The 22,997-nt window shown below is 70.1% G+C and carries 22 protein-coding genes; 12 read left to right on the forward strand and 10 right to left on the reverse strand.

Annotated elements, in window-relative coordinates:
- Positions 1–122: 122 nt before the first annotated feature.
- Together ACWFRJ_RS42215 and ACWFRJ_RS42220 are read left to right on the forward strand one after the other, a co-directional pair.
- Entirely contained in the window at positions 123–3,272 is a 3,150-nt protein-coding gene (locus tag ACWFRJ_RS42215; RefSeq protein WP_453543975.1) for a sacsin N-terminal ATP-binding-like domain-containing protein, read from the forward strand.
- A gap of 169 nt (positions 3,273–3,441) precedes the next feature.
- On the forward strand, positions 3,442–4,281 hold the full coding sequence (locus ACWFRJ_RS42220; protein ID WP_453543977.1) for a calcium-binding protein: 840 nt from the start codon (positions 3,442–3,444) through the stop codon (positions 4,279–4,281).
- A 4-nt stretch (positions 4,282–4,285) separates the two neighbouring features.
- Here ACWFRJ_RS42220 and ACWFRJ_RS42225 read toward each other — a convergent pair whose 3' ends face one another.
- Both ACWFRJ_RS42225 and ACWFRJ_RS42230 read right to left on the reverse strand, forming a co-directional pair.
- Positions 4,286–6,688: an HAD-IC family P-type ATPase gene (locus ACWFRJ_RS42225; protein WP_453543979.1), complete on the reverse strand. Its 2,403-nt coding sequence runs from the start codon at positions 6,686–6,688 to the stop codon at positions 4,286–4,288.
- 122 nt (positions 6,689–6,810) lie between these two features.
- Entirely contained in the window at positions 6,811–7,080 is a 270-nt protein-coding gene (locus ACWFRJ_RS42230) for a DUF2530 domain-containing protein (protein WP_453543981.1), read from the reverse strand.
- A 224-nt stretch (positions 7,081–7,304) separates the two neighbouring features.
- On the opposite strand from ACWFRJ_RS42230, the gene ACWFRJ_RS42235 reads away from it, so the two are divergent.
- Positions 7,305–8,753: an NCS2 family permease gene (locus ACWFRJ_RS42235; protein WP_453544021.1), complete on the forward strand. Its 1,449-nt coding sequence runs from the start codon at positions 7,305–7,307 to the stop codon at positions 8,751–8,753.
- 41 nt (positions 8,754–8,794) lie between these two features.
- Here the strand turns inward: ACWFRJ_RS42235 and ACWFRJ_RS42240 are convergent, their stop codons facing one another.
- The gene (locus ACWFRJ_RS42240) at positions 8,795–8,977 is read right to left on the reverse strand and encodes a ribbon-helix-helix protein, CopG family (protein WP_363211910.1); all 183 of its coding nucleotides are present in this window, start codon (positions 8,975–8,977) and stop codon (positions 8,795–8,797) included.
- A gap of 263 nt (positions 8,978–9,240) precedes the next feature.
- On the opposite strand from ACWFRJ_RS42240, the gene ACWFRJ_RS42245 reads away from it, so the two are divergent.
- Positions 9,241–9,678, forward strand: coding sequence for a MarR family winged helix-turn-helix transcriptional regulator (locus tag ACWFRJ_RS42245; RefSeq protein ID WP_453543983.1), 438 nt, complete (start codon positions 9,241–9,243; stop codon positions 9,676–9,678).
- Positions 9,679–9,778: 100 nt separating this feature from the next.
- On the forward strand, positions 9,779–11,119 hold the full coding sequence (locus ACWFRJ_RS42250; protein WP_453543985.1) for an MFS transporter: 1,341 nt from the start codon (positions 9,779–9,781) through the stop codon (positions 11,117–11,119).
- Positions 11,120–11,133: 14 nt separating this feature from the next.
- Here the strand turns inward: ACWFRJ_RS42250 and ACWFRJ_RS42255 are convergent, their stop codons facing one another.
- Positions 11,134–11,640, reverse strand: a complete 507-nt coding sequence (locus ACWFRJ_RS42255; protein ID WP_453543987.1) for a GNAT family N-acetyltransferase — start codon at positions 11,638–11,640, stop codon at positions 11,134–11,136.
- Between the two features lie 173 nt (positions 11,641–11,813).
- On the opposite strand from ACWFRJ_RS42255, the gene thpR reads away from it, so the two are divergent.
- Positions 11,814–12,383, forward strand: coding sequence for an RNA 2',3'-cyclic phosphodiesterase (thpR, locus tag ACWFRJ_RS42260; RefSeq protein ID WP_453543989.1), 570 nt, complete (start codon positions 11,814–11,816; stop codon positions 12,381–12,383).
- 171 nt (positions 12,384–12,554) lie between these two features.
- On the opposite strand, the gene ACWFRJ_RS42265 is transcribed toward thpR, so the two are convergent.
- A complete protein-coding gene (locus ACWFRJ_RS42265) occupies positions 12,555–13,547 on the reverse strand; it encodes an aldo/keto reductase (RefSeq protein WP_453543991.1) in 993 nt (330 codons plus the stop codon).
- A gap of 76 nt (positions 13,548–13,623) precedes the next feature.
- The gene (locus tag ACWFRJ_RS42270; protein ID WP_453543993.1) at positions 13,624–14,178 is read right to left on the reverse strand and encodes a MarR family winged helix-turn-helix transcriptional regulator; all 555 of its coding nucleotides are present in this window, start codon (positions 14,176–14,178) and stop codon (positions 13,624–13,626) included.
- 24 nt (positions 14,179–14,202) lie between these two features.
- Between ACWFRJ_RS42270 and ACWFRJ_RS42275 the strand changes: the two genes are divergently transcribed.
- Both ACWFRJ_RS42275 and ACWFRJ_RS42280 read left to right on the forward strand, forming a co-directional pair.
- Entirely contained in the window at positions 14,203–14,709 is a 507-nt protein-coding gene (locus tag ACWFRJ_RS42275) for a carboxymuconolactone decarboxylase family protein (RefSeq protein ID WP_453543995.1), read from the forward strand.
- A gap of 130 nt (positions 14,710–14,839) precedes the next feature.
- Positions 14,840–15,724, forward strand: coding sequence for a triphosphoribosyl-dephospho-CoA synthase (locus tag ACWFRJ_RS42280; protein ID WP_453544023.1), 885 nt, complete (start codon positions 14,840–14,842; stop codon positions 15,722–15,724).
- Here the strand turns inward: ACWFRJ_RS42280 and ACWFRJ_RS42285 are convergent.
- The gene (locus tag ACWFRJ_RS42285; protein ID WP_453544024.1) at positions 15,702–16,892 is read right to left on the reverse strand and encodes a DUF418 domain-containing protein; all 1,191 of its coding nucleotides are present in this window, start codon (positions 16,890–16,892) and stop codon (positions 15,702–15,704) included. The genes ACWFRJ_RS42280 and ACWFRJ_RS42285 overlap by 23 nt on opposite strands.
- Positions 16,893–17,184: 292 nt before the next feature.
- Here ACWFRJ_RS42285 and ACWFRJ_RS42290 point away from each other — a divergent pair, with 292 nt between their 5' ends.
- Positions 17,185–17,970, forward strand: a complete 786-nt coding sequence (locus ACWFRJ_RS42290) for a hypothetical protein (RefSeq protein WP_453543997.1) — start codon at positions 17,185–17,187, stop codon at positions 17,968–17,970.
- Here ACWFRJ_RS42290 and ACWFRJ_RS42295 read toward each other — a convergent pair.
- On the reverse strand, positions 17,960–18,688 hold the full coding sequence (locus ACWFRJ_RS42295; RefSeq protein WP_453543999.1) for an SGNH/GDSL hydrolase family protein: 729 nt from the start codon (positions 18,686–18,688) through the stop codon (positions 17,960–17,962). The two genes, ACWFRJ_RS42290 and ACWFRJ_RS42295, sit on opposite strands and share 11 nt — an antisense overlap.
- Before the next feature lie 134 nt (positions 18,689–18,822).
- On the opposite strand from ACWFRJ_RS42295, the gene ACWFRJ_RS42300 reads away from it, so the two are divergent.
- Positions 18,823–19,815 carry a WD40 repeat domain-containing protein gene (locus ACWFRJ_RS42300; RefSeq protein ID WP_453544001.1) on the forward strand — a complete coding sequence of 331 codons (993 nt, stop codon included), beginning with the start codon at positions 18,823–18,825 and terminating at the stop codon, positions 19,813–19,815.
- 22 nt (positions 19,816–19,837) lie between these two features.
- Here ACWFRJ_RS42300 and ACWFRJ_RS42305 read toward each other — a convergent pair whose 3' ends face one another.
- On the reverse strand, positions 19,838–20,071 hold the full coding sequence (locus ACWFRJ_RS42305; protein ID WP_453544003.1) for a hypothetical protein: 234 nt from the start codon (positions 20,069–20,071) through the stop codon (positions 19,838–19,840).
- A 46-nt stretch (positions 20,072–20,117) separates the two neighbouring features.
- The gene (locus ACWFRJ_RS42310) at positions 20,118–20,924 is read right to left on the reverse strand and encodes a TetR/AcrR family transcriptional regulator (protein ID WP_453544005.1); all 807 of its coding nucleotides are present in this window, start codon (positions 20,922–20,924) and stop codon (positions 20,118–20,120) included.
- A 96-nt stretch (positions 20,925–21,020) separates the two neighbouring features.
- Between ACWFRJ_RS42310 and ACWFRJ_RS42315 the strand changes: the two genes are divergently transcribed.
- Complete coding sequence (locus ACWFRJ_RS42315) at positions 21,021–22,076, forward strand: ATP-binding cassette domain-containing protein (protein ID WP_453544007.1); 1,056 nt, start codon at positions 21,021–21,023, stop codon at positions 22,074–22,076.
- On the forward strand, positions 22,073–22,927 hold the full coding sequence (locus ACWFRJ_RS42320; RefSeq protein WP_453544009.1) for an ABC transporter permease: 855 nt from the start codon (positions 22,073–22,075) through the stop codon (positions 22,925–22,927). Before ACWFRJ_RS42315 ends, ACWFRJ_RS42320 begins: the two co-directional genes overlap by 4 nt.
- Positions 22,928–22,997: the final 70 nt, after the last annotated feature.

Consider the following 22,997-nt stretch of genomic DNA (forward strand, 5'->3'; position numbering starts at 1 on the left):
CACCCCAGCGCAGCCCGGCGCCCCGTAAGCCCTCCCCGGCCACTCGCGAACGGACCGCCCGTCAGGGAAACCCCAGGACGCGGTACGGTTCGGCCCGCGTACCGAGCGAGGGAGACGACACCGTGAGCAAGACCGTGCGGCCGGCGGCCGAGGGTACTGACCCGTTCGGCACGGCACGGCTCCGCCGGGGAGTCCTCGACGCCTGGGCGGCCGGCCCGGCCCGGTTCCGTGAGGACGCCAACGCCGAGGAGGACCTCGCCCTCGGCGGCTACCGGGACCGCCTGATCGTCGAACTCGCCCAGAACGCCGCCGACGCGGCAGCGCGGGCGGGCGCACCGGGCCGCCTGTCCCTCACCCTCCGGGACGGCGTACTCGCCGCCGCCAACAACGGCACCCCCCTCGACGCCACAGGCGTCGAATCCCTCTCCACCCTCCGCGCATCCGCCAAGCGGGATGATCAGAGCAACGGAGCAGTCGGGCGGTTCGGCGTCGGCTTCGCCGCTGTCCTCGCCGTCTCCGACGAGCCCGCCCTCGTGGGACGTACCGGCGGAGTCCGCTGGTCGCTGACCGAGGCCCGCGAGCTCGCGGCCGAGACCGCCCGGTTCAGCCCCGGCCTCGGGGACGAGGTCCGCAGGCGCGACGGGCACGTACCCCTGCTGCGGCTGCCCTTCGCCGCCGAGGGGACCGCCCCCGACGGGTACGACACCGTCGTCATCCTGCCCCTGCGCGACGCCGCCGCCGAGGACCTCGTCGTACGGCTGCTCGACGGGATCGATGACGCCCTCCTCCTCGCCCTCCCCGGGCTCGAAGAAGTCGTCGTCGAAGTCGGCGACCAACCCGCCCGCACCCTGCGCCGCACCGCCGAACCCGACCACGGCCACGTCGACATCTCCGACACCCGCGACGGCGAAACCCGCTGGCGCACCGTCAGCAGGCAGGGGCCCTTGGAGCCTGAGCTCCTCGCCGACCGGCCCGTGGAAGAGCGTCTTCGCCCCCACTGGTCCGTCACCTGGGCCGTCCCCACCGACGGCGAAGGCGCCCCGCAGCCGCCCCGCAGCGCCCCCGTCCTGCACGCGCCGACCCCGAGCGACGAGCCCCTCGGCGTGCCCGCGCTGCTCATCGCCTCGTTCCCGCTCGACACCACCCGGCGGCACGCGGCGCCCGGACCCCTCACCGACTTCCTCGTGCAGCGCGCGGCCGACGCGTACGCCGAACTGCTCGCCGACTGGCGGCCCGTAGGGGAAGGCATCATCAGCCTCGTCCCGGGACCGCTCGGCAAGAGCGAGCTCGACGGCGCCCTGCGCCAGGCCGTCCTCGACCGGCTGCCCCGCACCGCGTTCCTGCCGCCCGCCGTCGAGCCCGTACCGCCGCAGGACGACGACCCGGACGAACCCGAGTGGAAGCTGCCCGTCGCGCTGCGGCCGCGTGACGCGGAGGTCGTGGAGGGCGCGGGAGCCGAGACCGTACGCGTCCTCGCCGACGTTCTGCCCAGCCTGCTGCCCGCCGGGCTCGAGCGGCGCGCCGAGCTGCGCACCCTGGGTGTCGCCCGCGTCCCGCTGACCGAGGCCATCGACCGCCTCGCCGGTCTCGAGCGCGATCCGGAGTGGTGGCGGCGGCTGTACGACACCCTCGCCGGTGTCGATCCTGATCGGCTGACCGGCCTTCCCGTCCCTCTTGCCGACGGGCGCACCACCATCGGGCCCCGCCAGGTCCTCCTGCCCGTCATCGGCGACGACAGCGACCCGGCCGCGCTCGTCCGCCTCGGCCTGAAGGTCGCGCACCCCGACGCCGTACATCCCCTCCTGGAGAAGCTCGGCGCCCTGCCCGCCACGCCCCGCGCCGTCCTGACGACCCCGCAGGTCCGTGCCGCCGTGGCCGCGTCCCTCGACGACGACACGTGGGACGAGGACGCGCTCGACGCCGAGGAGCTCGCGGACATCGTGCTCTCGCTCGTCCGCGACGCGAACCTCGCACCCGGCGACGAGCCCTGGCTCGGCGCGCTCGCACTCCCCGACGACGAGGACGGCGACCTCGCCCCCGCCGGTGAACTCGTCTACCCCGGCAGCCCCTTCGCGCAGGTCATGCGCGAGGACGAACTCGCCACGGTGGACGCCGAGCTCGCCGACCGCTGGGGCGAGCAGCCCCTCGCCGCGTGCGGGGTGCTCGCCACGTTCGCCCTCGTCCGCGCCACGGACGTCGTACTCGACCCCGACGAACTGGACCCCCGCGAGGGCGACTTCGCCGAGCCCGATGACGCCGGACTGCTCGACGCGGTCGACGTATGGGCCGAGGACGTGCTCGACCGGCTGCCGGAGACGCCCGTTCCGCCGGTCGCCACCGAGATCATCGCCGTACGGGATCTGGACCTGGTCGACGACGACTGCTGGCCGCAGGCCCTCGCGATGCTCTCGCGCCCGCCGCTGCGGGACGCCCTGACGCAGCCGCTGCGGATCCTGCTCCCGGACGGCACGACGGAGACCGTCCGCTCGTACACGGCGTGGTGGCTGCGCGGGAATCCCGTGCTCGGTGGCCGCCGTCCCGCCGGTCTGCGGGCCTCGGGCGGCGACCCGCTGCTCGAAGGCCTCTACGACGCCGCCGACGCCTCCGGTTTCGACGACGAGCAGGTCCTTCGCGCGCTCGGTGTCCGCACGTCGGTCGCCGCTCTCCTGGAGGAGCCCGGCGGTGCGGCCGAACTCCTTGACCGGCTCGCGGACCCGGAGAGGACCGTTTCGGCGGCCCAACTGCACGCGCTGTACGGCGCCCTGGCCGACCTGGACCCGGAGCAGGTGACGCTGCCCGACGAGGTGCGGGCCGTCGTGGACGGTGAGGTCGTGGTGGTCGACGTGGCGGACGCGGTCGTCGCCGACGCCCCTGACCTGCTGCCGCTCGCCGGGGGCGTGGCACTGCTGCCCGTGCAGCCCCGCAAGGCGGGAGACCTCGCCGAGCTGTTCCAGGTGCGCAGGCTGAGCGAGACGGCGGCGGAGGAGCCCTCGGGGGATGGCGCCGAGCATCCGGTGCCGGATGCGGTGCGGTCCCTGCTCGGCCCCGCCACCCCGGAGACGTACGTCGAGTACGAGGAACTGTTCGCGGGGGACGTCGAGCTGGACTGGCGCCGGACGCCGGACGGCACCATCCACGCCGCCACGCTCGAGGGCGTTGCCGCGGGGCTCGCCTGGGCGGCGGGCCAGTGGCCGCGGCGCTTCGAGGTCGCGGCGCTGCTCGAAGACCCCTCACGGACGGATGAACTGGAGCGGGACCGCTGGTTCGACTGAGAAGCGGAGTCCTCCTCTCCGCTTCCCGGTCACGAAATCTTCACTTTCCGTACAACCAGAGGCCCAGGTCGCGGGTCTGATCTTGCGAGTCAACAGACTCCTAGATCACCGGGTTCCGCGTGACAGCCCCCCACGCACCGCGGAGCTCCCTTCCCACCTGGGGAAACACATGCGCATTCGTGCCACCGTGGCCGCACTGACCGGCACCCTGGCTCTGTCCGCACTCGTCGTTCCCGCCGCCCAGGCGGCCGACGAGCCGAACACTCCGAAGCTCGCGCCCTTCGTCGCCAATGCTCCCGCCGACGAGGTCGACGGCGACACCAAGATCACGAAGGTCACCGTCAACGGTGGCAAGGACATCGTGGTCGGCACCACCGAGAAGAAGAAGTTCAACATCGCCGTCACTGCCACCGACCCGACGGGCATCGACTCCGGCGCCGCCTTCCTGTGGCACGGCACGAGCTTCACCGAACACGGCATCGACGGCTCGCTCATCCCCGACGCCGACGAGGGCAAGTGCAAGGTCGTCAACGCGACCACCTCCACCTGCACGATCAGCGTCATCGCCAACCCCAAGGCCGACCTCTACAGCAACATCCTGGCCGGCAAGTGGAAGGTCTGGGCCATAGCCGTCGGCAAGGACGGCGACTCCATCGTCAAGGACGGCCTGAGCTCGGACGCCCGCGTCCAGCGCGCCGCACGCCTCACCACCAACGCCTCCCCCGAGCCCATCAAGAAGGGCAAGACCCTCACGGTCACCGGCGCCCTGACCCGCGCCAACTGGGAGACCAGCAAGTACGCGGGCTACACCAAGCAGTCCGTGAAGCTCCAGTACAAGAAGAAGGGTGCGGCCTCCTACTCCACCCTGAAGACCATCACGTCGGACACCAAGGGCAACCTGAAGACGACCGTGAAGGCCACCGCGGACGGCTACTACCGCTACGTCTTCGCCGGTACGTCCACGACCCCGGCCGTCACGTCGACCAGCGACTTCGTCGACGTCCGCTAGTCCGCTAGGCGGGAAAGCGGCGGTCCACCCAGCGGTAGATGACCTCGATGATCAGTGAGGCCACCGCCGCGATCGCGACCGCCGCCCACGGCATCGTCGCTCCCACCAGCTTCAGCTGGAAGAAGTCCTGGAGCCACGGCACCGTGAGCACCAGCAGGAAGCCGAGACCCATCGCGCCGATCAGGGCGAGCCGCCACCACGTGTAGGGGCGGGCGATGATCGCGAGCACCCACATGGCGATCAGGAACAGCGCGAGGGTGGCCGCGCTGGTCTCGGCTTCCCGCGCTCCCTCGCCCGTGTAGTGGTGGCGCGCCAGCAGATACGTACAGAAGGTGGCGACGCCCGCGACGACACCGCCCGGGATCGCGTACCGCATGACCCTTCGTACGAAGTGGGGCTTGGCCCGCTCCTTGTTGGGGGCGAGGGCGAGGAAGAAGGCCGGGACGCCGATCGTCAGGGTCGAGAGCAGCGTCAGGTGGCGCGGCAGGAACAGGTACTCCACCTGCGAGCAGACCACGAGCAGCGCGATGACGACCGAGTAGACGGTCTTCACCAGGAACAGCGTCGCGACGCGCGTGATGTTGCCGATGACCCTGCGGCCCTCCGCGACCACCGAGGGCAGCGTCGCGAAGCTGTTGTTCAGGAGCACGATCTGGGCCACCGCCCGCGTCGCCTCCGAGCCCGAACCCATCGAGACGCCGATGTCGGCGTCCTTCAGGGCCAGTACGTCGTTCACGCCGTCGCCGGTCATCGCGACCGTGTGGCCGTGCGACTGGAGGGCGCCCACCATGTCGCGCTTCTGCTGCGGGGTGACACGGCCGAAGACGGAGTTGGCGTCCAGGGCCTTGGCCATCTCGTCGTGATCCGTGGGCAGGCGGCGGGCGTCCACGGTGTTCTCCGCGCCCGGCAGGCCCAGCTTTCCCGCGACCGCGCCCACCGAGACCGCGTTGTCGCCGGAGATGACCTTGGCCCTTACGTCCTGCTCCTCGAAGTAGCGCAGGGTGTCGGCGGCGTCCGGGCGAAGGCGCTGCTCCAGGACGACCAGGGCGGTGGCCTCGGCTCCGGCCGCCACGTCGGCGTCGTCGAGTTCACCGGCCGCGCGGGCCAGGAGCAGTACGCGCAGGCCCTGCTGGTTGAGGTCCTCGATCTCGGCGAGGGAGGGGTCGCCGTCGGGAAGCAGGACGTCGGGGGCGCCGAGCAGCCATGCGGAGGTGTCGCCGTCGCCCTCGCTGAAGGCGGCGCCGCTGTACTTGCGGGCCGAGGAGAAGGGCAGCGACTGGGTGCAGCGCCACTCCTCGCTGTCGGGGTAGGCGTCGATGACCGCCTGGAGCGACGCGTTCGGCCGCGGGTCGGACTCGCCCAGGGCGCCGAGGACCTTGCGTACGTACGCCTCGTCCGCGCCGCCGAGGGGGCGCAGCTCGGTGACGTCCATGCCGCCCTCGGTGAGGGTGCCGGTCTTGTCCAGGCAGACCGTGTCGACGCGGGCAAGGCCCTCGATCGCGGGGAGTTCCTGCACCAGGCACTGCTGGCGGCCGAGCCGGATGACTCCTATGGCGAAGGCGACCGAGGTGAGGAGCACGAGCCCCTCCGGGATCATGGGCACGATTCCGCCCACGGTGTAGGCGACGGACTCCTTGAAGTTGTCGTCCTTGACGACGAGCTGACTGATGATGAGGCCGATCGAGGTCGGGATCATCAGCCACGTCACGTACTTGAGGATCGTGGAGATGCCGTTGCGCAGCTCGGAGTTGACGAGCGTGAAGCGGCTCGCCTCCTCGGCGAGCTGGGCCGCGTACGCCTCGCGGCCCACCTTCGTGGCGGTGAACGCGCCGCCGCCCGCGACCACGAACGAGCCCGACATCATCTTGTCGCCGGGCTTCTTGACGACCGGGTCCGCCTCACCGGTCAGGAGCGACTCGTCGACCTCGAGGCTTTCGGTCTCGACCGCCTCGCCGTCCACGGGGATCTTGTCGCCGGGCCCCAGCTCCACCAGGTCGCCCAGGACGATCTCGGAGGTGGAGATCTCGGTCCCTCTGCCGTCGCGCCGCACGGTCGGCTTGGACTCGCCGATGACCGCGAGTCCGTCCAGGGTCTTCTTGGCGCGCAGCTCCTGGATGATGCCGATGCCCGTGTTGGCGATGATCACGAAGCCGAAGAGGCTGTCCTGGATCGGCGCGACGAAGAGCATGATCACCCAGAGCACGCCGATGATCGCGTTGAAACGGGTGAAGACGTTCGCCCGGACGATCTCGGTGGTGGACCGGGAACTGCGGACGGGTACGTCGTTGACCTCGCCGCGTGCGACTCGCTCGGCGACCTCGGCGGGGTTGAGACCCGTCGCGCGTCCGGTGGGCAGCGCCACCGGGTGGACCGGGTCGAGCTCGGCGCCCGCGTCGATATGCGTCATGCAGACGACGGTACGGGCGAGATGGGGGGTTCACCCCTCGAGTGCCCCAAAGATCCGACCACGGTAGGACAAGGACACTCCCGTGGTTGTACAGGCTCCTGCCAGGCCATCGGCGGAAGGGATTACTCCGCCTCTGCCGCCGTCTGGCGCTCCGCGTCCCGCTTGATCGCCGCGTCGCGGCCCCGCACGTACCAGATGCCGATCAGACCGAGGCCCGCGCCGGCCAGGCAGGTCCACACCCACCAGGTGGCGTCGCGGTCGTCGAACCAGCCGTAGAACGGGAGCTGCACGAGGAAGAGGACGAACCAGAGGATCGTGCCGCCCGTGATGGTGGCGACGACGGGGCCCTCCAGGGGCTCCGGCGCGTCGTGCTTGGGTGTCCACTTCTCCATGCGCACAGCTTATGCCTGGCCCTGGGGCCCTGAACCGGAGCCCTGTCGCGGGCCCGCGACAGCCCCGCTTCCCTTGCGCCGCAACGGTCTACGCGCGGAGATAGCGAATTTAGCCTCATGTATTCATACTGAAACAGCTCGTTAATGGCCGATTGCTTTCGTACGAAGATACAAGTTCGTCCGGGTTCGGTACATCTCCCTAAACACAGGTCATGAGGTCCCCCATGTCCCCCTCGGCCACTGCTCCGGTCGACGCGAAACCGCCGCACCCGAATTCCCCGCAGGGGGGCCTCGACCGGTACTTCAAGATCACGGAGCGGGGATCGACCCTGGTCAGGGAGGTCCGCGGCGGCTTCGCCACCTTCTTCGCGATGGCCTACATCATCGTGCTCAACCCGATCATCCTTGGCAGCGCGAAGGACATGTACGGGCATCAGCTCGACAACAAGCAGCTGGTCACCGCGACCGTGCTCACCGCCGCCTTCACCACGCTCCTGATGGGCGTCATCGGCAACGTGCCGATCGCGCTCGCCGCGGGCCTCGGCGTGAACACCGTGGTCGCCCTCCAGCTCGCGCCGCGCATGTCGTGGCCCGACGCGATGGGCATGGTCGTCCTCGCGGGCCTCGTGGTGATGCTGCTCGTGGCGACCGGCCTGCGGGAACGCGTGATGAGCGCCGTACCGCTCGGCCTGCGCAAGGGCATCGCGATCGGTATCGGCCTCTTCATCATGCTGATCGGCCTCGTTGACTCCGGCTTCGTCTCGCGCATCCCGGACGCCGCGCACACCACGGTTCCGCTCCAGCTCGGCGGCGACGGACACCTCAACGGCTGGCCCGTCCTGATCTTCGTCCTCGGTGCGCTGCTCACGCTCTGCCTCATCGTGCGCAAGGTGCCCGGCGCGATCCTCATCAGCATCGTCGTCATGACGATCGTGGCGATGATCGTCGACGCGGTCGCGACGGTCCCCTCCTGGGGCCTGACGACCCCCGAGTGGCCGGGCAACCCGGTCAGCACGCCGGACTTCGGACTCGTCGGTCAGATCAGCCTGTTCGGCGGCTTCGAGAAGGTCGGCCTGCTCACCGGCATCCTCTTCGTCTTCACCGTGCTGCTTTCCTGCTTCTTCGACGCCATGGGCACGATCATGGGCATCGGCGACGAGGCCAAGCTGACCGACGCCGACGGCAACATGCCGGGCATGAACAAGGTCCTGTTCGTCGACGGCATCGCGGTCGCCGCGGGCGGCGCCGCGTCCGCGTCGGCCACCACCTGCTTCGTGGAGTCCACGGCGGGCGTCGGCGAAGGCGCGCGTACGGGCTTCGCCAACATCGTCACCGGCGCGCTCTTCGCGGTGGCGCTGTTCCTCACGCCCATCGCGACGATGGTGCCGTCCCAGGCGGCCACGCCCGCGCTGCTCGCGGTCGGCTTCCTGATCCTGTCCGGCTCGATCGGCAAGATCGACTGGAGCGACTTCACCATCGCGATCCCGGCGTTCCTGACGATGCTGATGATGCCGTTCACCTACTCGATCACCAACGGCATCGGCATCGGCTTCATCAGCTTCACCGTGCTGCGCCTCGCGTCGGGCCGCGGCCGTGAGGTGCCCGCGGCGATGTACGTCGTGTCGGCGGTCTTCGCCTTCTACTACCTGATGCCGGCGCTCGGCCTCACGTAAGCGGCGGCCGGTCTTGCGTCTCAGTGCCTACGGGGCGGCCATCAGGCCGCCCCGTAGAACTTTTCCGTCTCCTCGACGGCGCTCTGGAAGCGCTCGTCGAAGTCTCCACGGATGAGCGTCCCGACCACGTAGTCCTGGACGCTCATCCCCCTCTTCGCGGCGTGCTGCTTGAGCCGGTCGAGCAGCTCACCGTCTATTCGCAGGCTGAGCACTGTCGATCCCATGCGTGACAGGGTCGCTGCCACCGCGCGGGCCGTGTCTCACTTTCCGAAGTCACCTCACTCATATGGGTGACGTAAGGGTTCCGTGGCCCCCGGTGCGGGAAGCCAGTGGGGTCATTTGAGCCACTCGGGGCCGTCGGTGGGGCCGTACGAGTGCCCTGCGGGATGCCTGCGGGACGCACTCCGGGACCGCTAAGCGGAACCAATCGGATCCGTGGTGTTAACCGAGTGGTCTTTAGCTAGAGTAATGAGTTACTCTAACGAACATGCCGGACCTCTCCCATGGTGACGACGCCGCCGCCGTGAACTCTCTGCGCTCCGCCGTGATGCGCCTGTCCCGTCGACTCAAGCACCAGCGGGTCGACGAGTCGCTGAGTCCCACCGAAATGTCGGTGCTCGGCACCCTCGCCCGCTGCGGCCACGCCACCCCCGGTGAGCTGGCCCGCAAGGAACACGTGCAGCCGCCGTCGATGACCCGCATCGTCGCGCTGCTCGAAGCCAAGGGTCTCGTCCGGCTCGAGCCGCATCCGGAGGACCGCCGCCAGAAGGTGGTGACCCAGACGGAGACGGCCGAGGCCATGCTCGAGGAGAGCCGCCGCAAGCGGAACGCCTGGCTGGCCGACCTGGCCGAGCATCTCGACGACGACGAGTGGGCGCGTTTGAGCGCCGCGGCTCCCGTACTCGAGAAGCTCGCGCACCTATAACTCGCGCACCTGCAACTCGCGCACCTGTAAGCAGCGCACACGGCGGTCACCCGCCGTGTGCCGTACGACCGCACCACCACGCCAAGGAGGCGAATCGCCTTTGAGTACGGGATCCGGAGCAGACTCCGCCCCCGCACCAACCGCTCTCGACAAGACCCCTGCCGCCAAGTCGTCGATGTTCAGCTCGCTGAAGATCCGCAACTACCGGCTCTTCGCCTCCGGCGCCGTTGTCTCCAACACCGGTACGTGGATGGCCCGCATCACCCAGGACTGGCTGGTCCTGAGCCTCACGGGTTCCTCGGCCGCGGTCGGCATCACCACCGCGATGCAGTTCCTGCCGATGCTCCTGTTCGGCCTGTACGGCGGTGTCATCGCCGACCGCTTCGCCAAACGGAAGCTGCTTTTCTGTACGCAGGGCGCGATGAGCATCAGCGGTCTGTTTCTCGCCACGCTCACCCTGAGCGGCAACGTCCAGGTCTGGCACGTCTACCTCGCGGCCTTCTTCACGGGCCTCGTCACGGTCGTCGACAACCCGACCCGGCAGTCCTTCGTCTCCGAGATGGTGGGACCCGACCAGGTCCGCAACGCCGTCTCGCTGAACTCGGCGAACTTCCAGTCCGCGCGCCTCATCGGCCCCGCCGTGGCGAGTGGTCTCACCGCCGCCGTCGGCCCCGGCTGGGCGTTCCTCGCCAACGGCCTGTCCTTCCTCGCGCCGCTCACCGGCCTGCTGCTGATGCGCACCGGCGAGCTGCACGCCACCCCGCGCAAGCCGCGCGGCAAGGGGCAGCTGAAGGAAGGCCTGAACTACGTCTCCAAGCACCCCGAGCTGATCTGGCCGATCGTCCTCGTCGGCTTCGTCGGCACCTTCGGATTCAACTTCCCGATCTGGCTGAGCGCCTTCGCGGACGACATCTTCCACGGCGGCGTGGGGATGTACGGGCTCTTCAACACCCTGATGGCGATCGGCTCGCTGGCAGGGGCGCTGCTCGCGGCCCGCCGGGGAACCTCACGCCTGAGGCTGCTCGCCGGGGCCGCGATCGCCTTCGGTGTGCTGCAGATCGTGGCCGCGTTCGCGCCCGAGCTGTGGATGTTCGTGGCGCTGATCGTCCCGATCGGCATCCTCGGCCTGACGGTGAACGTCACCGCCAACTCCTCGGTCCAGATGGCCACTGACCCCGAGATGAGGGGCCGCGTCATGTCGCTCTTCATGATGGTCTTCACCGGCGGCACGCCTCTGGGCGGCCCGCTCTTCGGCTGGCTCGCCGACGAGTACGGGGTGCGCGTCAGCATGGCCGCAGGCGGCCTCATATGCGCCGTCGCGGCGGTCGGGGTCGGCCTGATGCTGGCCCGCGCCGCGAACCTGCGGCTGAAGCTGGATCTGCGGCGCGGGCAGCAGCACGTGCAGTTCGTGCCGCGGGAGCAGCTTGCGACGGCGGCGTAGGCCGTTCTCCGTGGCTAGACGCGCCGGGCCAGGATCTGGCCCGGCCAAGTGCCGTCCTGCTCGACGAACGCCTCGGTCCGGGTGAAGCCGTTGCGCTCGTAGAACGCGACGAGCTTGCCGTCACCGCCCGCGTAGCAGTCGACCCGGAGCAGGGAGATCCCCTGGCTCCGGGTTTCTTCTGCGGCGTGCGCGAGGAGGGCGGCGCCCGCGCCCGTGCCGTTCCGGGCGGTCAGCAGATGGATGTACTGCTCCGGCTCGTCCACCGGCGCGATGTACGCCCCCGGCCCGTCGGTCAGCGTCACCGTGCCGACCGCCTCCCCGCCGATCTCCGCGATCCAGGCGGAGCCGGTGTTCAGATACTTCTCGACCAGGGCGACGGTCTTCGGCCTGGTCGACCAGGGCTGATCGCCCCACTGCCCGGTACGCCCCTGGGAGACGAGCCAGGCGACGGCTTCGTCGAAGAGGGCGAGAACGGTGGGGATGTCGGCGGGGCCTGCGGGGCGGATGGTTATGTGATCCATGGGGATCTCTCTATCGCAATCCCGAGCCGAGTTCAGCCCGTCCGGCGTTTGAGGACGAACTCGGCGAAGCCGGTGATGACGGTACGCACAAGGCACAGGGCCCCCGCGCCGAGCGGGTTCTCGGGAAGGGGCGGGGTTGGGGAAATGAACCGCCGGAGGCGAAACTCACCCCCATGAGACTTTTCGCGGCGGTGCTTCCGCCCTCCGCAGCGGCGGATGAACTGGCCGAGGCCGCGGACAAGTTGCGGACCCTGCCGGGCGCCGAAGCCCTCCGCTGGACGCGCCGCGAGAGCTGGCACTTCACCCTCGCCTTCATGGCCGAGGTCGAGGACGGCACCGTCCCCGAGCTGTCCGAACGCCTGTCACGCGCGGCGAAGCGCACGCCCCCCTTCCCGCTGGCCCTGCACGGCGGAGGCCACTTCGGCGACCGGGCCCTGTGGGCCGGGGCCAGGGGTGACGTGGAGACCCTGCGCCTCCTCGCCGGGCGGGCGGACGCCGCTGCCCGCAAGTCCGGCATCACCATGGAGGAGCACCGCCACTACCGCCCGCACCTGACGCTGGCCCGCGGCGGCGGTGAACCGTCCTTGCGCGCGTACGTCGACGGCCTCGCGGACTTCGAGGGCACGGAGTGGACCGTGGCCGAGCTGACCCTCGTACGGAGCAATCTGCCGACGAGCGGAGTGCCGGGGGAGCGGCCCCGCTATGAGGTGGTCGGTCGATGGCCACTGGGCGGAGCCGGTTAACCTCGACTACGTGGACCCGAAAACCAGGAACCGGATCATGGCCGGTGTGCTCGTGCTGATGTTCGTCGTCGTGGCGGTTGCGGCCGCGGTCGGCCAGTGAGGCGATGGCGATGACCGCGGCCACGTAAAGCTACTGCTACCTGCTATCTGCTATCTGCTGCCCGTCACCTGCTACCAGGCGAAGGACTCCGGCGAAGGACCAGGCCCGGGGAAGATCTCGTCCAGCGCGCCGAGCAGCTCGTCCGAGAGTTCGAGCTCGACCGCGCGCAGAGCGCTGGTGAGGTGCTCGGAGGTGCGAGGACCGACGATCGGCCCGGTCACGCCGGGCCGGGTCAGCAGCCAGGCAAGGGCCGCTTCGCCCGGTGCGAGGCCGTGCTTGTCGAGCAGGTCCTCGTACGCCTGCACCTGCGCGCGCACCTCGGGCTTCGCGAGCTCCTGGGCGGCACGTCCGGTGGTACGCCGCTTGCCCTCGCCCTCCTTCTTCAGCACGCCGCCGAGCAGACCGCTGTGCAGCGGCGACCACGGGATGACACCGAGGCCGTAGTCCTGGGCGGCCGGGATCACCTCCATCTCGGCGCTGCGCTCGGCGAGGTTGTAGAGGCACTGCTCGCTGACGAGGCCGTAGCTGCCGCGCCGCTTGGCGATCTCGTTGGCCTGGGCGATCTTGTATCCGGGGAAGTTGGACGATCCGGCGTACAGGATCTTGCCCTGCGTCACGAGGGTGTCGATCGCCTGCCAGATCTCCTCGAAGGGGGTGCGGCGGTCGATGTGGTGGAACTGGTAGATGTCGATGTAATCGGTCTGCAGCCGCTTGAGCGAGGCTTCCACGGACCGGCGGATGTTGACCGCCGAGAGCAGATCGTGGTTGGGCCAGGTGGGCTTCCCGTCGGTGGCCATGTTCGCGTACATCTTGGTGGCGAGCACGACCTTGTCGCGCCGCTCGCCGCCCTGCGTGAACCAGGTGCCGAGGATCTCCTCGGTGCGGCCCTTGTTCGCGTCCCACCCGTAGACATTGGCTGTATCGAAGTAGTTGATGCCCGCGTCGAGCGCGGCGTCCATGATCGTGTGGCTGTCGGGCTCGTTGGTCAGAGGCCCGAAGTTCATGGTCCCGAGCGCGAGTCGGCTGACCTTGAGTCCTGTGCGTCCCAGCTGCGTGTACTTCATGGTTGCTCAGCCAACGACTTGAAGTGCGCTCTATGCAAGGGGGCGGCATGCAAGAGGGCGGCATGCAAGGGTGCGATCACGAGCCGCCCAGCCAGCCCGCCGCGTCCAGGCGGAACGTGTCCGGCGGTACGACGGTGCGCAGGTCGTCCTCCAGCGCGCGCAGGCGCCCCGCGCCGAGCTGTTTCGCCCACTGTGCGTGCAGCTCTTCGAAGATCACCGCCGAGCGGGTCAGCGCGTCGATGCCGTGCGGGGTGAGGCGGACCAGTTTGCGGCGGGCGTCGGCCGGGTCGTCGGTGCGTTCCGCGTAGCCGAGGGTGATGAGGCGGTCGACGGTCTTGCCCGCGGCCTGCTTGGAGACGCCGAGGCGCCGGCCCACCTCGCTCGCGCTCGCGCCCCGCACGCCGATCGCCTGCATCGCGAAGCCGTGGGCCGGACGGGCGTGGGGGTGGCCCTGGCGGGCGAGTTCGGCGTGGAGCTCGTCGATCAGGGTGCGGAACCCGGCGAAGAGGAGCAGGGGCAGCTCGAAGCCGTGGCGGTCGCCGCTCTCCGGCGGCTCGTCCGCGCTGTGAGTACCCGTGTGAGCACCCTTGCCGGGATCGACAACCTGGTTTACCTTATTTCCGTCAACCATGTTGTCCATCGTAAGGGGTGCACCTTGTTTGCCGAGCACACTGTGAAGAGCGCGCCCGCGGAATCCCGCGCGGCGATGGAGCGTACGGCCGCGGCGTCCGGGAAGACGCCGAGCGCGGTCGCCCGCCTTGCCGAGTCGCCCGAACTGCTCAACGGTTTCCTGGAGTTGAGCGCTTCCTTCGAGCGCACGACGCTGGAGCCGGTGGCCCGGGAAGTCGTCATCATGACCGTCGCCGTACGCAACGACTGCCACATCTGCGTGACCATGCACACCGGCAAACTCCGGAAGCTGGGCGCGGACGCCGAGATCGTCGCCGCGTTGCGTGAAGGGCGGGCCCTTGGTGATGAACGGCTGGAGGCGGTACGGCAGTTCACGCTGGAGGTGCTTGCGACAGCGGGCGGCGTCGGGGACGCGGAGCTGAAGGGGTTCCTGGCGGCGGGCCACACGGAGCGGAACGCCCTTGAGGTGGTGATGGGCATCGGTACGTACACGATGTCGACGCTGGCGAACCGGCTGACCCGGGCCGAGTGAGGCGTGCCCCCGGGGCGAGCGGGGGCGAGGGCGACGCACAGGCGGTTCACGACGCACAGGCGGTTCACAGCGGGTCCTGAGGGAACGCAACGGAACCCGCCCTACCGTCGCGGACATGGCAGACGCGGACATGGCAGACAGCGATCTCAATCGGCGCAAGGTCCTGGCGCTCGGCGGTGAACGCCTCGCGAGAGCGGCCGTCCGGGCGCTCGTCGCCGAGGCCGAGGTGGCGCCGCGGGCCGGGGCGGTCCGCGATGACGTCACCGCGGTGCGCTGGGCGGCGCGGGCGCTGCAGCCCGGCTTCGCCGCGATGGCGGCCGCCGCCCGCAGGAACGGGGAGCCGACGCAGGCGCTGCGCGAGGAACTCGGCTTCATCGGCCGCTCGACGGAGCGGTCGATGCTGCGGGCCACGGGAGGGGTGAACACGCACAGGGGCTGTATCTGGCCGCTCGGCCTGCTGCTGGCATCGGCGGCGCTCCAACCACACGCCCCCGTGGACGAGTTGACCGCCACCGCCAAGCGCTTGGCCACTCTCCGGGACCGCTCGGCGCCGCGCGTCCCCTCACCCGGATCGACGGTCTCCGCACGCTACGGGGCCGCCGGCGCGAGGGGCGAGGCGCGGGCCGGATTTCCGCATGTGCGGCGGGCGTTGGCGGCTCTGCGCGCGGGGACGGGGCGGCCGGACGTGCTCCTCTCCCTCATGAGCACGCTCCAGGACACCGGAGTCCTGTACGCGGCGGGACCGCACGGCCTGCGCACGGTCCAGGCGGGCGCGCGGGAGATCCTCGACGCGGGCGGCACCACGACCCCCGAGGGCGCCGCCGCACTCATGGCGCTCGACGCCGAGTTGCGCCGCGGGGACCTGCGTCCGCGAGGCAGTGCCGCGCTCCTGGCCTGCGGCATCTTCCTCGACGATGTGGCATCGACGTGGCCCGCGAAGGCACGGGCCGTAGCGGCCCCGCGCTCCACCGACCACCACAGCCGCCCCGCCCTCACCTCCGCCCCCGATACATGACCCGCCGCAACACCACCTCCACCGGCCCCCACCGCCCCGCCCGCTCCATCGCGTACGCCCCCGCGACCGTCACGAGCCACACCCCCACCGCGAACAGCGCCATGGTCGCGCTCGTCAGATGCTTGCCGAGGCCGAGGCCCCAGGCGGCGAGGATCGGGGCGAAGACCAGGGAGTGGGCGAGGTAGCAGGAGAGGGAGCGCTTACCGACGGCGGAGACGGCGGAGACGGCGATGACGGCCTTGGTTCCTCCCCCTCCCCGGCCTGACTCGCGCCCCCGCCCCGTCCACCAGTGAACGAACAGCGCCACGGCGGCCACGTACCCGAGACCGGCCGCGTTCCCCGTGGCGTCGCGCAGCAGGGTCAGCACTCCGCCCTCGCTCTGCGCGTCGTCCGGAACGCTGATCGCCCCGACATGGGCGAGCGCGGCGGGCAGCGCGCCGAGCCACCCCACCGCGATGCCGATCACGGCGGTCCACCGCAGCAGGGGCAGGTGGCGCCCCGGCTCTTCGAGCACACGCCTGCGCGCGGCCCAGAAGCCGAGCAGGAAGATGACGTACGCGCCGCCCACCAGCGACAGCGGAGCCGCCGCGAAGGTGACGAAAAGACCGCTCATGAAGCGGGTGCCCGCCGCCGCGAACCAGTTCCCCTCACCCGCCGCGTAGGCGTCCGCACCCGGTTCAGCGCCCGAGTCGCCCATCGTGCCCAACTCGCCTGCCAGCGCGGCAGATACGACGGGCTGGGCGGCAAGCAGCACGAACTGCGCGGTGGCGATCCAGATCCACCACTTCAGCGCCCGGTCACCGCGCCGCAGGAAGAGCCAGCCCAGGGCGAGGCTGATGATCCCGTAGAAGCCCACGATGTCCCCGGCCATCAGCAACGTGGCGTGCAGAAGCCCGATGACGACCAGGCAGAGACTCCGTCGCCGCAACAGCCGCACGGCCTCGCGCTCCGAGGTCCCGGCTGACGTCTGCCGCAGGAAAAGCTGCATCATCCCGTATCCGAAGAGGAACGCGAAGAGCGGATAGATACGCAGGTCAAGGGCGACGATCATGCCGAACTGCACGGCGTGATCGACCCATCCGCCGTCCACCGGCTGCCACCCCGATGGCCCGTGCCGGGCCGCCGTCAGATGGAACGCGGTGTTGGACAGCGCGATGAACAGCAGCATGAGCCCCCGCGCGAGATCGGGCGCGAGGGCCCGCTCACCGGGGAGCACCCCTGCACGCCGGGGCGCGGCTGCCCGTACGGCCCGGGACGTGGTCTCTTCAGCGCGCTCGACTCCACTGCTCTCGACTCCACTGCTCTCGACCGTCATGCCCGAACGCTAGAAAGACGGCCACGGCCGGGACATCCGTCTTCCGTCTAGCGGCACAGGCCGAAGGGATACGGGGAGGTGCGGGGGAGGTCCGAGGGGAGGGGGCGTTGGGGAGTTGTTGGTGGGGTGGGTGAGGATGCGGTCCATGACCGTGAAAAAGATCGTCCGATCGCTTGGTGTCCTCGCCGCTGCCGTGGGGCTCGTCGCGCTCAGCAATCCGGCTTACGCCGCGGGGGATGTCTACAAGGGCACCGGATGGAAGATCCTGACCCAGAAGCAAATACAGTCGCTCAGTCCCGACCCGTACGTCATTCAGCTCGTCAAGCCCAACGCGTCCGCCACCAAGCTCACCGCCGCGCAGACCAAGAAGGCGGAGACGCAGCTGCGGGCGCAGTTGAAGAAGACCGCCGCCCAGCTGACCTCGGTCACGGGGACCAAGTTCACGCTGGCCAGTGGCTATCACAAGGAGCAGACCGCCTGTAACACCGCCGAGCGCCACGTCATCGCCGTGGGCATGAAGTACCGGCCCTTCACCCCCGGCAACAAGCCGGGCTACTCCCAGGCGCACCCGTGCTCGGCCAACGCCAACCAGAGCGCGTGGGGCGGGTGGATCTGGATGGACAGTGAGTACTGGAAGCCGGGCGACTGGGCGGCCAGCTCGACGCTCATCTCGAACACGGTGAGCCATGAGATAGGGCACTCGATAGGACTCGACCACGCCAACGTGGACGGCTCGGACGCCAACACGACCGCCGACCCCTACGAGTGCGTCTCCAACAGCACCAAGGACCGGCCGGTCATGTGCTCGCCCAACGGCGGCCACGCCAGGGCCAAGGGCGGCAGCGACGCCCGCGCCAAGAAGTACGCCGGGCAGTACACGAAGTGGGACATCGCCGGGCTCAAGGCCCTCAAGGCCAACTTCAGCCGGTAGGCGACAGCGCCGACACGGGCGTCAGCGGCCGGCGCGTCGACTCGTACGGCGCGCCGAGCCCCCACGCCTGGTGCATCGCGTCCGCGAACGCCGCCGCCAGTTTGTGCTCGCCGCTCTCGTTGGGGTGCGTCCCGTCGTACGTGTCCACGTCGATGTCGTACGACGGCGGCGTCGAGGCGAGCAGCAGCGGGGACGCGCCCGTGTCCAGGTCCGCCACCGCCTTCGCGAGGAGCACGTTGAAGCGCGAGACCTCCGCCGCGAAGGGGGTGTCCGTGCGGGCCCGGACGTTCGGTATCACGGGGAGCAGGACGAGCCGGACGCGCGGGTTCGCCGACCTCGCCTCCGCGACGAAGCGGCGTGCGTTCGCCGCCGTCTGTTCCGCGTCCGTGTAGAAGCCCAGGTCGATCAGGCCGAGCGAGATGAGAAGGATGTCGGGGGCGTCCTGCCGCACCGCCTCCGCCACCTGCGGCGCCATGTGCAGCCAGCCCTCGCCCCAGCCCGCGAAGTGATGGCGCGGGAAGTCCGGGTCCTCGCAGGCGTACGCGTACGAGACCGGCTCGCCGGAGTCCTTGTCGTGCAGCGCCCGTCGCGGGCCCACCACGGCGAAAGCCGCGTCGCCGAGCGAGGCCCGCAAGTGCTGCCACATCCGGTGGCGCCAGGTGTGTTCCCCCGCGCTGCCGATCGTCATCGAGTCGCCGACGAACATGAACCTGAGCATCCGCTCATCATCCCGGATCAACGCCCCGGCCTGCGATGTGAGGCTGAACACCTGCCGGACGCGGGCCCCCTGCGCCGGGGTGGCAGTCTTGGCCCATGCGTTCACTGCGTTCTTCGACGGGTGCCACGGGTGCCATGAGGGCCACAGGTGCCATCGGTGCCGGAGCCCTGCTCTTTCTCGCCGCCGCCGTAGGCCCGGCCGCCGCCGCCGACGACGGCCACGACGGGTTCACCATCAAGGACCCCCGCATCATCGAGTCGAGCGGCCTCGCCGCATCCCGCGCCCACCCGGGCGTCTACTGGACGCACAACGACCAGGACAAGAACGGCGCGCTGATCTACGCGGTGGACGGCAAGACCGGCAAGACCGTCGCCACCGTCACCATGACCGGCGTCGGGACGCCCCGTGACGTGGAGGCCATCTCCGTCGGCAGCGACGGCAACATCTACGTCGGCGACATCGGCGACAACCTCGGCGGCACCTGGCCCCACGTGTGGATCTACAAGCTGCCCGAGCCGAAGAAGCTGGGCGACCAGACCGTCCGGGCCACGCAGTACACCGTGAAGTACGAGGGCGGGCCGCGCGACGCCGAGGCGATGATGGTGCACCCCAAGACCGGGCGGATCTACATCGCCGACAAGAAGGAAGAGGGCGGCGGCCTGTACGAAGGGCCCGCGCAGATGTCGGCCTCCGGGACCAATGTCTTCAAGCGCCTCGGCGACACCGGCCTCTGGACCACGGACGGCGCCTTCTCGCCCGACGGGAAGCAGCTCGCCCTGCGCGGATACCTCGGCGGAGTCTCGTACACCTGGAAGGGCGAGGGGAAGAAGCCCGAGCGTCAGGGGCGGCTGAGCGTGCCGCTCCAGCGGCAGGGCGAGTCCGTGACGTACACCCTGGACGGTACGACCCTCCTGTACGGCAGCGAGGGCGAGCAGAGCCAGGTCGAGCCCGTCGAGGTCGAGGGGGCCGGTGGCGGCAACTCGGGCTCCAGCAGCGGTGGTTCGGGTGGTTCGGATGGCGGCGGGGGTTCCGGGTTCGACGGCGACCTCAAGGTGGGCGCGCTGACTCTCGGCGCCGTGCTCGTCGCCTTCTTCGGCCTGAAGCGCCTGTTCCGGCGGAAGCAGTAGGAGGAAGGAGGGGGGGCGGGGGTTACTCGCCGAGCACCCGCACCTCGTAATGCAGCGTCTTGTCCCGCCTCACCTTGTGCGCGATCGGGACGAAGACCCCGTGCGACACCGGGTACTTGCGCCGCATCAGCTTCGACGCGTGCTTGTTCTCCTCGCCGCCCTGGTCGAGGAGCCGCACCCGCGCCTTGATCTCGGGCCCGGTCGGCGCGCCGCGCACCGTCGAAGGGGCGAGCTCGATCTCGGGGTTGCGGCGCATCCGCTTGGCCTTCCAGGCCCTGGCGTAGGAGTGATCACCCGGTTTGTCATGCCTCCCGGGTGCTGTTCTCCGCCGCCTCGCGCCGGTCCACCAGAACGTCCAGGCCGTCGAGCAGGCGCTGGAGGCCGAACTCGAAATGGTCGAACTGCGAGCCGAACGCGTCGTCGGAGAGCCCGGCGAGGTGGGGGTAGCGGCCGCTGCTCATGATCCGGTTGAGGGTGGGGTACTGCGCCTCCCAGAACGCCTGGTCCGTCAGGCCGCTCTTCTTCACCGCCTCCATCTCGTGGACCTGGGTGCGGGCGACCCCGGTGACGTACCCCTCGACCATGACGATCACGCCGATCAGCTCGGGGTCGGTCAGGCTCATCGACTTGATCCCGGAGAGGGCGTGTTCCAGGCTGCCGACCGAGCCGGGGCCGAGTACCGGGCGGGCCTGGTTCACCTGGAGCAGCCAGGGGTGCTCGCGGTAGAGGACGAGCGTCTCGCGGGCGTACGCCTCGACGGCCTCGCGCCAGCCGCCGCTCGGCGGGTGATCGGCCTCGCCGGGCTGGGTATCGACGGCCCGGGTGAAGACGCGGTCCAGCATCAGGTCGAGCAGCTCGCCCTTGCCGGGAACGTAGCGGTACAGGGACATCGTGCCGGTGCCGAGCTCCGTGGACAGGCGGCGCATCGAGAGGGCGGTGAGCCCCTCGGCATCCGCGAGGCGCACGGCCTCGGTGACGATCCGGTCCAGGGTGAGCGCGGGCTTGGGCCCCCGTGTGGGGCGTTCGCCCTCACCCCAGAGCAGTTCCAGGCTGCGGGTGATGTCGCTGCCGGTGCGCCGGGTGTCGTCCACGCCGTTCGTGCTCGTCATGGGGCTCAGCCTAATCGCCGGACCGGTTATTGGGTACGGTGTACTCACAAAAACTGGGTACGGTGTACTCTCTATTGGGTACGGCGTACCCAGATGATGAGAGCTGTGAGAGCTGGAGGGGCAGTGGGCGAGAACGAATACGCGGTACGGGCCGAGGGGCTCGACAAGCGCTACGGGGGTAAGGGAGGCAAGGGGGAGACGAAGGCCCTGGACGCCTTCGATCTGCGCGTGGAGCGCGGCACGGTGCACGGACTGCTCGGCCCGAACGGCGCGGGCAAGACCACCGCCGTACGCATCCTCGCGACACTGGTGCGCCTCGACGGCGGGCGCGCCGAGGTCGCGGGCGCCGATGTGGCGCGCCACCCCGACGTCGTACGCGGCCGCATCGGTCTGGCCGGCCAGTACGCGGCGGTCGACGAGGTCCTCACCGGGCGGCAGAACCTGGAGATGTTCGGCCGCCTCTTCCATCTGGGCGGCAAGCGGGCCGCACGGCGCGCCCAGGAGCTGCTCGAGCAGTTCGACCTGGTCGACGCGGCGAGCAAGGGCGCGGGCAAGTACAGCGGAGGCATGCGGCGCAGGCTCGACCTCGCCGCGTCGATGATCCTCGCGCCCGCCGTCCTCTTCCTGGACGAGCCGACCACCGGGCTCGACCCGCGCGGCCGCCTCGAAGTCTGGGACACCATACGGAAGTTGGTCGCGGACGGTACGACCGTCCTGCTCACCACCCAGTATCTGGAGGAGGCCGACAGGCTGGCGTCCCGGATCACCGTCATCGACCAGGGCCGCGCCATCGCCGACGACACCCCGGACGGCCTGAAGACCACGGTCGGCGGCAGCTACCTGGAGGTCGTGGTGCGCGAGGCCGCCGATCTCCCGGCGGCCATGAAGGCAGTCGCCCGTGTCGCGACGGGCGTGCCCGAGGCCGTCGACCTGGAGCGGCGCGTCCAGGCGGCCGTGACCGACCGGGTCGGCGCGCTGACGGACGTGGCGCGGACCTTGCAGGACCAGGGGGTCGCGGTGGAGGACATCGGCCTTCGCAGGCCGAGCCTCGACGACGTGTTCCTGCGCCTTACGGGACACCGGACGGAATCCGACGAGGCCTTGGGGACCGCCGGGATCGACACCGACGAGAAGACGGAGGTCGCGGCATGAGCGCCGTACTGACCACGGATGTCACGGATGCCACGGACACGCCGCCCTCGCGAGGCCGCCTCCACTGGGCGCTCGCCGACACCTGGAACGTCACGCGGCGCTACCTCACCCACTTCCAGCGCCAGCCCGTCAACATCGCCTGGCAGCTGGGCTTCCCGATCATCTCCGTACTCCTGTACGGCTTTGTCTTCGGGGAGGCGATGAAGGTGCCCGGCGGGGGCGACGACGGCGACTACAAGCAGTTCCTCATGCCCGGCATGTTCGTGATGACCATGGCCTTCGGCTTCATGAACACCGCGATGGCAGTGGTCACTGACTCCTCCAAGGGCGTCATCGACCGTTTTCGCTCGATGCCGATGGCGCCTTCGGCGGTGGCGGCGGGGCGCGGTCTCGCCGACCTGATCGTGGCCTGCGCCGAGTTGACGATCCTCGCGCTCACGGCGTTGGCCATCGGCTGGCGGGCGGACGCGGGACTGCCGCAGACCCTGGCCGCCTTCGGACTGCTGCTGCTCCTGCGGTTCAGCCTGATCTGGGTGGGCGTGTTCCTGGGCTTCGTGGTGCCGACCCCGGAGGTGGCGGGCGGGCTCTACGCGGTCGCCTTCCCGCTCACCATGATCTCCAGCGTCTTCGTCGCGCCGTCCCTGATGCCCGACTGGCTGGCGCCGATCGCCGCCTGGAACCCGGTGTCCTCCACGGGCACGGCGGCACGCGAACTCTTCGGCAACCCCGGGGCGGGCGGGGCGAGCTGGGTCGAGCAGAACGCGGTGCTCATGGCGGTGGTGTGGCCGGTGGTGATCTCGCTCTTGTTCCTGCCGCTTGCGGTACGGAAGTTCAAGCAGCTGAGTCGGTGAGTCTGTCCTTTTACGCGGGTGGGGGCGTGGGGCGGGGGATAACATACCCCGCCCCCCCCCCCCCCCCCCG

The organism is Streptomyces sp. NPDC055239 (genome assembly GCF_053606205.1).

What these genes read in the sequence shown, in the direction of transcription:
- ACWFRJ_RS42220 (WP_453543977.1), top strand. Translation starts at nt 3,442, where the DNA reads ATGCGCATTCGTGCCACCGTGGCCGCACTGACCGGCACCCTGGCTCTG.
- ACWFRJ_RS42225 (WP_453543979.1), bottom strand. Translation starts at nt 6,688, where the DNA reads ATGACGCATATCGACGCGGGCGCCGAGCTCGACCCGGTCCACCCGGTG.
- ACWFRJ_RS42230 (WP_453543981.1), bottom strand. Translation starts at nt 7,080, where the DNA reads ATGGAGAAGTGGACACCCAAGCACGACGCGCCGGAGCCCCTGGAGGGC.
- ACWFRJ_RS42235 (WP_453544021.1), top strand. Translation starts at nt 7,305, where the DNA reads ATGTCCCCCTCGGCCACTGCTCCGGTCGACGCGAAACCGCCGCACCCG.
- ACWFRJ_RS42240 (WP_363211910.1), bottom strand. Translation starts at nt 8,977, where the DNA reads ATGGGATCGACAGTGCTCAGCCTGCGAATAGACGGTGAGCTGCTCGAC.
- ACWFRJ_RS42245 (WP_453543983.1), top strand. Translation starts at nt 9,241, where the DNA reads ATGCCGGACCTCTCCCATGGTGACGACGCCGCCGCCGTGAACTCTCTG.
- ACWFRJ_RS42255 (WP_453543987.1), bottom strand. Translation starts at nt 11,640, where the DNA reads ATGGATCACATAACCATCCGCCCCGCAGGCCCCGCCGACATCCCCACC.
- thpR (WP_453543989.1), top strand. Translation starts at nt 11,814, where the DNA reads ATGAGACTTTTCGCGGCGGTGCTTCCGCCCTCCGCAGCGGCGGATGAA.
- ACWFRJ_RS42265 (WP_453543991.1), bottom strand. Translation starts at nt 13,547, where the DNA reads ATGAAGTACACGCAGCTGGGACGCACAGGACTCAAGGTCAGCCGACTC.
- ACWFRJ_RS42270 (WP_453543993.1), bottom strand. Translation starts at nt 14,178, where the DNA reads ATGGTTGACGGAAATAAGGTAAACCAGGTTGTCGATCCCGGCAAGGGT.
- ACWFRJ_RS42280 (WP_453544023.1), top strand. Translation starts at nt 14,840, where the DNA reads ATGGCAGACAGCGATCTCAATCGGCGCAAGGTCCTGGCGCTCGGCGGT.
- ACWFRJ_RS42285 (WP_453544024.1), bottom strand. Translation starts at nt 16,892, where the DNA reads ATGCTGCTGTTCATCGCGCTGTCCAACACCGCGTTCCATCTGACGGCG.
- ACWFRJ_RS42290 (WP_453543997.1), top strand. Translation starts at nt 17,185, where the DNA reads ATGACCGTGAAAAAGATCGTCCGATCGCTTGGTGTCCTCGCCGCTGCC.
- ACWFRJ_RS42295 (WP_453543999.1), bottom strand. Translation starts at nt 18,688, where the DNA reads ATGCTCAGGTTCATGTTCGTCGGCGACTCGATGACGATCGGCAGCGCG.
- ACWFRJ_RS42300 (WP_453544001.1), top strand. Translation starts at nt 18,823, where the DNA reads ATGAGGGCCACAGGTGCCATCGGTGCCGGAGCCCTGCTCTTTCTCGCC.
- ACWFRJ_RS42305 (WP_453544003.1), bottom strand. Translation starts at nt 20,071, where the DNA reads ATGCGCCGCAACCCCGAGATCGAGCTCGCCCCTTCGACGGTGCGCGGC.
- ACWFRJ_RS42310 (WP_453544005.1), bottom strand. Translation starts at nt 20,924, where the DNA reads ATGACGAGCACGAACGGCGTGGACGACACCCGGCGCACCGGCAGCGAC.
- ACWFRJ_RS42315 (WP_453544007.1), top strand. Translation starts at nt 21,021, where the DNA reads ATGAGAGCTGTGAGAGCTGGAGGGGCAGTGGGCGAGAACGAATACGCG.
- ACWFRJ_RS42320 (WP_453544009.1), top strand. Translation starts at nt 22,073, where the DNA reads ATGAGCGCCGTACTGACCACGGATGTCACGGATGCCACGGACACGCCG.